This window comes from Pseudoalteromonas sp. SR43-3 (genome assembly GCF_014163875.1).
Lineage (GTDB): Bacteria > Pseudomonadota > Gammaproteobacteria > Enterobacterales > Alteromonadaceae > Pseudoalteromonas > Pseudoalteromonas distincta.
Window position 1 is genome coordinate 1 of the sequence record NZ_JACJEC010000040.1, and the last position, 1,435, is coordinate 1,435.

Genomic DNA, 1,435 nt, shown 5'->3' on the forward strand with positions numbered 1-1,435 from the left:
GCTGTCTCTTATACACAAATCCCTGCTAAGAAATTAGCGGGGATTTTTTTGAACTAAATCTCAATGTCATGATCAGATCTTCAAATCTTGTTTGAGGGCACATTATGATTAACGAACATACTCATTGGGCAAAACAACAATTCGGTAAATCGGACTTAGGTGATCCAAGAAGAACAGCGCGTCTGGTAAAGTTAGCATCAACGCTTGCAAATGAACCAGGAAAACCACTTGTAAACATCACTCAATCCCCCGCCGATATGGAAGGTGCCTACCGCTTTATTCGCAACGAGAATATTGACGCAACGGCTATAGCAGAGTCAGGCTTTAAAGCCACGGTTGAACAAGCAAAAAGTCATAACTTGTTGCTCGCATTAGAAGACACGACCACACTAATTTATAAACATTCCTCCATTCGAGATGATTTGGGTCATGTCGGACGAGGAGCAAAACAACGAGGCTTGTTAGCTCATAGCGTATTACTGTTTGCGCCAGACACAAAGCAAGTTGTGGGATTAATTGAACAGTCTCGCTGGAGTCGTGATATCAACACGATTGGAAAAAGAGAAAAACACGCGACGACTTCTTACGAAGAAAAAGAAAGTTACAAGTGGGAGTCAGCGTCACGAGCGATGGCAGAGCGGCTGCAAGGACAAATGGCGAACGTGATATCGGTGTGTGACCGCGAAGCGGACATCTACGAATACTTGCAGTATAAACTGACCGAGCAGCAACGATTCGTCGTACGCTCGATGCAAAGTCGTCATATTGAAGAAGGTGAGGATAAGCTCTATGCGTTTGCAAGCGAGCTGATGAGTGCAGGCACCAAACACATCCACATTGCACAAAAAGGAGGAAGAAAAGCCCGAAGCGCAACACTGGATATCACCTATGCGCCAGTGACACTCAAAGCGCCTTACAATAAGAAAGGACGCTCCCTCCCAGTTTACTATGTCGGCAGTGCAGAGAGAGGAAACGCTGAGAACGGCTTAAGCTGGCACCTATTAACCAGTGAACCAGTCACCAGCAAAGAAGACGCCTTAGCTATCATCACCTACTATGAGCACCGTTGGCTTGTAGAGGAATACCATAAAGTCTGGAAAAGTGATGGCACGGATATCGAAAGTTTACGCCTTCAAAGCCAAGATAACATGGAAAGATTGGTGACGATTAATGGCTTTATTGCGACGCGAATATTGCAACTAAAGTTCACCAATGAGCAGCCTGATTCTCCAAGTTGTGAACAACTATTATCTCCCAAAGCATGGAAGTTATTGTGGTTAAAGAGAATAAAAACACCATTGCCTGAAACTGCTCCAAATATGTCATGGGCGTATCAGGAACTGGCAAAGTTAGGAGGCTGGAAAGATACCAAGCGCACAGGGCGTGCATCTGTGAAAGTGTTATGGCAAGGATGGCTTAAGTTACAAGCCATCCT

The 1,435-nt window shown here is 44.9% G+C and carries 1 protein-coding gene; it reads left to right on the forward strand.

The genetic code is table 11. The features are described 5' to 3' along the window. Positions 1-104: 104 nt before the first annotated feature. A partial coding sequence (locus H5088_RS20060; protein ID WP_182754404.1) for an IS4 family transposase occupies positions 105-1,435 on the forward strand: 1,331 nt, incomplete at its 3' end.